Origin of the sequence: Aeromonas sp. 1HA1 (assembly GCF_029237385.1) — a bacterium.
In the GTDB taxonomy this organism is placed as follows: domain Bacteria; phylum Pseudomonadota; class Gammaproteobacteria; order Enterobacterales; family Aeromonadaceae; genus Aeromonas; species Aeromonas popoffii.
In genome coordinates this window covers 21,222-27,268 of sequence record NZ_JAACGC010000060.1, presented here as the reverse complement: position 1 = coordinate 27,268, position 6,047 = coordinate 21,222, and the positions used below count along the sequence as shown (strand labels likewise).

Here is a 6,047-nt window from a genome sequence, read left to right as displayed (position 1 = left end):
ACGCAAAGCGAGCATCAGACGGAAGCAAAAGATTGCAGGAATGAGCAGTGAATACCTGGAAAAGGTACTCAATGCTGGCCTCAACAAATTGGGTGAATTTTAACAATATGTTCACGCTCTCGCCCTGTGGCAAACGCATTGCCGACCTCGACGTGGCCAAGGTGAGCACCAGGCAGGCGGTGGCCAGCTATGAGAAGAGTATCCAGACCGCTTTCAATGAGGTTGTGGGTATGATTGGATCTCATTGTGATTGCCAACAGCCTCTGCAGGTGCGCGTGCACTCTACAAAGCCGTCGGTGGTGGTTGGCAAGCCCCCGACAGGATCTCGATGGAGCAGTAGCTATCACCTCACAGCTTGCGTTATGGTATAGCCACAGGGCGAACCATTGGGTTCGCCCTGTTTGCGTTCAGCAAAAACATACAGATATGAAACCTTGATGACATAATGCGTCGTGCGGGTGTTGCTGCTGCCAGGTGCTAAATGGATGGGTACGTTGGCAAACAAGGTCAATGTGTGGGGAGGAGGGGCGGTTGTTAGTGTAAACACCATGGCACACTTGCCGTAAACCTCGAGGCGTGGATCGATATCATGACCCAAATTAGAGCTAACGTTCAGTTTGCTATTACTTTTACTTCAGTATTAATGGGGTCAAGGCTAAAATGGGCAACCTATGAATCCAGTTTGTAGGTTTAAGTGGGAAATCTCCTGCACGCTTTCATTCTGATAGATTAATGAACAGTCAGCAGGTCCGGCGCTTTGAACTGTGTTGTTTTGACTGTTCAAACTGGCCGGAAAGGCGCTAGAATCCAGACTTTGTCCTTGTTGTACGGTTTTATCTCGCGGCTGTTTCTGGTAAGACCGCCAGACTGGATTTTTTTAAAATCGAGACGTTGTCATCAGGGACGGTGGCAGACTTATCCTACGCTGGAGGGCATCATGGCCAACAGCACTCACAATCTGGTAAAAAGCAGCAAACTGGGGGCTGTAACTCAGGGGCGGTAGCTTATCGGCACTTCCTGATTAGCGTGAGATATCTGCCTGTCAGGTACACTCAATTTTTCCTCCATTCTTTTTCGTTAGCCGAAAAAATTAAATTTTTCTATTCATTTTCAAGAGTATACCCATGAAAATCCTTGTCACTGGTGGCGCTGGCTTTATCGGCTCGGCGGTTGTTCGTCATATCATTCAAGACACCAACGACTCAGTCATCAACCTCGATAAGCTCACTTATGCGGGCAATCTGGAATCCTTGGCCAGTGTAGCAAACAGTGGCCGTTATGCCTTTGAACAGGTGGATATCTGCAATCGTGCTGAGCTGGATCGGGTGTTTACCCTGCACCAACCTGATGCAGTCATGCACCTGGCAGCGGAGAGCCATGTTGACCGCTCCATCACCGGACCTGCCGATTTCATAGAGACCAATATCGTCGGCACCTATGTGTTGCTGGAAGCGGCTCGTGCCTACTGGAATGGGTTGGACGAGGTTCGCAAGGCGGCCTTTCGTTTTCATCATATCTCCACCGACGAGGTGTATGGCGACCTGCCCCATCCGGATGAAGTGGCTGCCGGTGAGGCGTTGCCGCTCTTCACCGAAACCACCCCCTACGCCCCCAGCAGTCCCTATTCTGCCTCCAAGGCCTCCAGCGACCATCTGGTGCGCGCCTGGCGCCGTACTTACGGCCTGCCGACCATCGTCACCAACTGCTCAAACAACTACGGCCCTTACCACTTCCCTGAGAAGCTGATCCCGCTGGTGATCCTCAATGCGCTGGATGGCAAGCCGCTGCCGGTCTATGGCAAGGGCGACCAGATCCGTGACTGGCTCTATGTGGAAGACCACGCCCGCGCGCTCTATAAGGTGGTGACCAGTGGCGTTATCGGTGAGACCTACAACATTGGCGGTCACAACGAGAAGCAGAACCTGGACGTGGTGCACACCGTGTGTGACCTGCTCGACGAGATGGTGCCGAAAGCGGGCTCTTACCGCGATCAAATCACCTATGTGGCAGATCGTCCCGGTCACGATCGCCGCTATGCCATCGATGCCAGCAAAATGAGTGCCGAGCTGGATTGGCAGCCGCAAGAGACCTTCGAATCCGGTATTCGCAAAACTGTGCAGTGGTATCTGGATAATCAACAGTGGGTCCATAACGTGAAAAGCGGGTCCTATCAATCCTGGATTGATCAGCAGTATGGGGAGAAAAAATAATGAAAGGAATTATTTTGGCTGGCGGTTCAGGCACTCGTCTTTACCCCATTACCATGGGGGTTTCTAAACAATTACTGCCTGTGTATGACAAGCCTATGATCTATTACCCGCTATCAGTATTGATGCTGGCCGGTATCAGGGAAATTTTGATTATTACCACACCGGAAGATAAGGCCAGCTTTCAGCGATTGTTGGGCGATGGTAGCCAGTTTGGTATTTCATTGACATATGAGGTACAGCCAAGCCCCGATGGACTGGCTCAGGCGTTCATCATCGGTGAAAAGTTTATTGGCCAAGAGTCTGTTTGCCTCATTTTGGGTGATAACTTGTTTTGGGGACAGGGTTTTTCACCTATGCTGTGTCAAGCTGCGCAAAGAACAGAAGGTGCCACTGTATTTGGTTATAAAGTGCAGGACCCAGAACGTTTCGGTATTGTTGAATTTGATGAAAAACAAAGTGTAATTTCTATTGAAGAGAAACCTGCTCAACCCAAGTCTCACTTTGCAGTAACTGGACTCTATTTTTATGATAACCAGGTAGTTGATATCGCTAAACAAGTGAAACCTTCAAAACGAGGTGAACTCGAAATTACAAGCATTAACCAGATATACCTTGAGCGAAATCAACTCAATGTTGAGTTGTTAGGTCGTGGCTTTGCTTGGCTTGATAGTGGAACTCATGAAAGTCTTCTTGAGGCGTCTAATTTTGTTGCGACAATAGAGGCAAGGCAGGGATTCAAAATTGCATGTCTTGAGGAAATTTCCTTACGCAATGGTTGGTTAAGTAGGAATGAAGTAATAAACATTGGAAGAAAAATGGCAAAAAACAGCTATGGAAAGTATCTCATTGAGTTAACTAGAGCTTGATTTATGGCGTATCTAAGTGAAGACGAGTTGCATTCTCTTGGGTTTAAATATCTTGGTAAGAATGTAAAGATTAGTGATAAAGCCTGTATTTACAACCCTGAAAAAATTACAGTAGATGATTACTCTAGAATTGATGATTTTTGTATTTTATCTGGGAATGTGAAAATTGGTAGGTTTTGCCATATTACTCCAATGTGTCTTATTGCTGGCGGTACGCCAGGTGTATATCTTGGCGACTTCTGTACACTTGCCTATGGAGTGAAAATTTTTTCTCAAAGTGATGACTATTCTGGTCTAAGCATGGTCAATTCACTAATTCCAAAGAAATATAAAAATGAAATTTTTTTGCCTGTCAAGATAGAAAAACAGGTAGTTATTGGTACAAATTCAGTAGTTTTCCCTGGCGTCACCATTGAAGAAGGATGTGCTATCGGTGCTATGAGCCTTTTATTGAAAAGCACCGCTTCATGGGGAATATATATAGGTAATCCAGCTTATCGTTTGAGAGAACGAGATAGAAATGTTGCTACACTTGAGTTAGATTTTTTAAAGGAAATTAACAATGATTATTCCATTTAATAAACCACCACTAACAGGTAATGAAGAGCAGTACGTTTTGCAAGCAGTAAAAAGTAATAAAATTTCGGGTGATGGTTTTTTTGGGAAAAAATGTCAATCTTGGTTTGAAGAAAATTTACCATGTGAAAAGGCATTGATGACACCGTCATGCACTGCTGCTCTTGAGATGGCAGCGATACTTATCGATATTCAACCTGGTGACGAAGTGATTATGCCAAGCTATACATTTGTTAGCACGGCAAATGCGTTTGTATTGAGAGGCGCAAAGATAGTCTTCGTTGATATTCGTCCTGACACCATGAATATTGATGAAAATCTAATTGAAGATGCTATCACCAATAGGACAAAAGCAATTGTTCCAGTTCATTATGCAGGGGTTGCATGTGAAATGGATAAAATTATGGAATTGGCTAAAAAATATAAGCTTTTTGTGGTGGAAGATGCTGCTCAAGGCATGATGTCTACTTACAAAGGAAAGGCATTAGGTACTATTGGCCACTTGGGAGCTTATAGTTTTCATGAAACAAAAAATTATACAAGTGGAGGCGAGGGTGGATTACTAATTATTAATAATTCCACTCTCATTAGACGTGCTGAGATTATTAGAGAAAAAGGCACTAACAGAAGTCTTTTCTTTCGCGGAATGGTAGATAAATATACTTGGGTTGATATCGGCAGTAGTTACTTACCCTCTGAATTGCAAGCAGCCTATCTATATGGACAACTTGAATCTGCTGAACTTATAAATATAAAAAGAAAGTCGGTATGGCAACATTATTATAATGCCTTAAAGAAAGATGAGTATGTGAATTTTATTGAGCTTCCTGTAATTCCAAGTGGAATTGAACATAATGCTCATATGTTTTATATAAAACTAAAAGACCTTGAGCAGCGCACACTTGTTATGCAAGCAATGTCAAATAGTGGTATCGCAACGGCATTCCATTATATACCATTACATAGCTCTCCTGCAGGGCAAAGTGTGGGTGTCTTTTCAGGTAAGGAACGATACACAACATTAGAGAGTGAGCGTCTCCTGCGTCTTCCAATATGGTATGGAATGAATGCGGAATTAGTTGAGTCTGTACTTAAAACATTATTGCCATTTATCAGGTGTAAGGCTTGAATAATAATATTATTAGGGCGGCACTTATTTTTAGTGCCCATTTGTCTAAAATGTTAATGGGTTTTTTTATATTAAAATTAACAGCTTTATATATTGGGCCTGAAGGCTTAGGTAAAATTGGTAATTTCATGAGCCTGTTAACCATATTAAGCCTGCTTGCTGGTGGGGGAGTATTAAATGGATTGATAAAGTATGTATCAGAGTATAAAAATCAAAAAAAGAAGATGATAAGGTTTATATCATCTGCGGCCAATTACTCATTGGTGACATCAGTATTTACTGCACTAGTATTGATTGTATTTTCTAAATCGATATCATTATTCATTTTTGGTTCGGAATTAAATGCGTGCTACATCATTCTTTTGGCTATTGCACAAATAGGTTTTGCGTATACGAACATCGTATTTGGTATTAGCAATGGCCTAGGATATAGTAACGTATATGCAAAGATACAAATTTTTAGTTGTGTAATATCACTACCCATATGTTGGTGGCTTATATCCACTTATAATACCGGCGGGGCAATAGTTTCGTTTGTAGTAAGCCTTCTTATCCCTGTCGTACCTGCAATTATTTATAGTTTTCGAAGTCGATATATAAAATATGTTTCAATTTCATTTTCACTTAATGGTGACCATAAAAAGTTATTTTCATTTACTATCATGTTAATAACTAGTGCAATAGCTTTTCCCATCGTTGAAATAATCATAAGACAGCATTTAGCTACTGTAAGTGATTATCATCAAGTCGGTATTTGGCAAGGTGCTACACGTATTTCTTCTGCATATACTGGATTGTTTTCAATTGTATTGTCATATTGGTTTATGCCATTAATCTCAGCTGAGAATAATTGGAATGTAATATTGCATAAAACAATATCTGTGATGTTTTATATTATGATATTATTTCTCCTGGGGGCAATGGTTTTCTATATATTTAGAGAGCAGTTTATTTCACTGTTATTATCTAGGGATTTTATTTCACTTTCTGAAATTATAATTTTTCAACTTATTGGTGACTTTTTTAAAATAGGTGCCTATGTTGTAGGATTTGTTGGTGTGGCAAAAGCCGCTACTCGTTTGTACATATCTGCAGAATTAATACAAAGTATCTTTTTTATTATTTTTTCATTTTTGTTGTCACATTATGTTCCTAATGCGAAAGGAATCATGATGGGGTATGCGGCTACATATTTTTTGTACTTTTTTATTTCAATCGCTGTATTCTATTTGTTTTATAGAATGAAAATTAAACTTCTATAAGTGA

5 protein-coding genes and 1 pseudogene are annotated in these 6,047 nt (G+C 41.7%); all 6 read left to right on the top strand.

Annotated elements, in window-relative coordinates; translation table 11 throughout:
• Window positions 1-128: 128 nt before the first annotated feature.
• A pseudogene (locus GWQ22_RS21895) lies at window positions 129-340 on the top strand (hypothetical protein); the annotation flags it as partial.
• Window positions 341-1,124: 784 nt separating this feature from the next.
• Window positions 1,125-2,210: a dTDP-glucose 4,6-dehydratase gene (rfbB, locus tag GWQ22_RS16535; RefSeq protein WP_275930983.1), complete on the top strand. Its 1,086-nt coding sequence runs from the start codon at window positions 1,125-1,127 to the stop codon at window positions 2,208-2,210.
• Window positions 2,210-3,076, top strand: a complete 867-nt coding sequence (gene rfbA, locus GWQ22_RS16530) for a glucose-1-phosphate thymidylyltransferase RfbA (RefSeq protein ID WP_275930982.1) — start codon at window positions 2,210-2,212, stop codon at window positions 3,074-3,076. The genes rfbB and rfbA overlap by 1 nt, the downstream gene beginning before the upstream one ends.
• 3 nt (window positions 3,077-3,079) lie before the next feature.
• Window positions 3,080-3,655 (top strand): DapH/DapD/GlmU-related protein, encoded by a 576-nt coding sequence (locus GWQ22_RS16525; RefSeq protein WP_275930981.1) that lies wholly within the window; start codon window positions 3,080-3,082, stop codon window positions 3,653-3,655.
• Window positions 3,639-4,781 carry a dTDP-4-amino-4,6-dideoxygalactose transaminase gene (gene rffA, locus GWQ22_RS16520; RefSeq protein ID WP_275930980.1) on the top strand — a complete coding sequence of 381 codons (1,143 nt, stop codon included), beginning with the start codon at window positions 3,639-3,641 and terminating at the stop codon, window positions 4,779-4,781. The genes GWQ22_RS16525 and rffA overlap by 17 nt, the downstream gene beginning before the upstream one ends.
• On the top strand, window positions 4,778-6,043 hold the full coding sequence (locus GWQ22_RS16515) for an O-antigen translocase (RefSeq protein WP_275930979.1): 1,266 nt from the start codon (window positions 4,778-4,780) through the stop codon (window positions 6,041-6,043). Before rffA ends, GWQ22_RS16515 begins: the two co-directional genes overlap by 4 nt.
• The last annotated feature ends 4 nt before the right edge of the window (window positions 6,044-6,047 follow it).

Bases quoted from the DNA above. Each gene is read 5' to 3' on its own strand.
- rfbB (WP_275930983.1), top strand. From the start codon at position 1,125: ATGAAAATCCTTGTCACTGGTGGCGCTGGCTTTATCGGCTCGGCGGTT.
- rfbA (WP_275930982.1), top strand. From the start codon at position 2,210: ATGAAAGGAATTATTTTGGCTGGCGGTTCAGGCACTCGTCTTTACCCC.
- GWQ22_RS16525 (WP_275930981.1), top strand. From the start codon at position 3,080: ATGGCGTATCTAAGTGAAGACGAGTTGCATTCTCTTGGGTTTAAATAT.
- rffA (WP_275930980.1), top strand. From the start codon at position 3,639: ATGATTATTCCATTTAATAAACCACCACTAACAGGTAATGAAGAGCAG.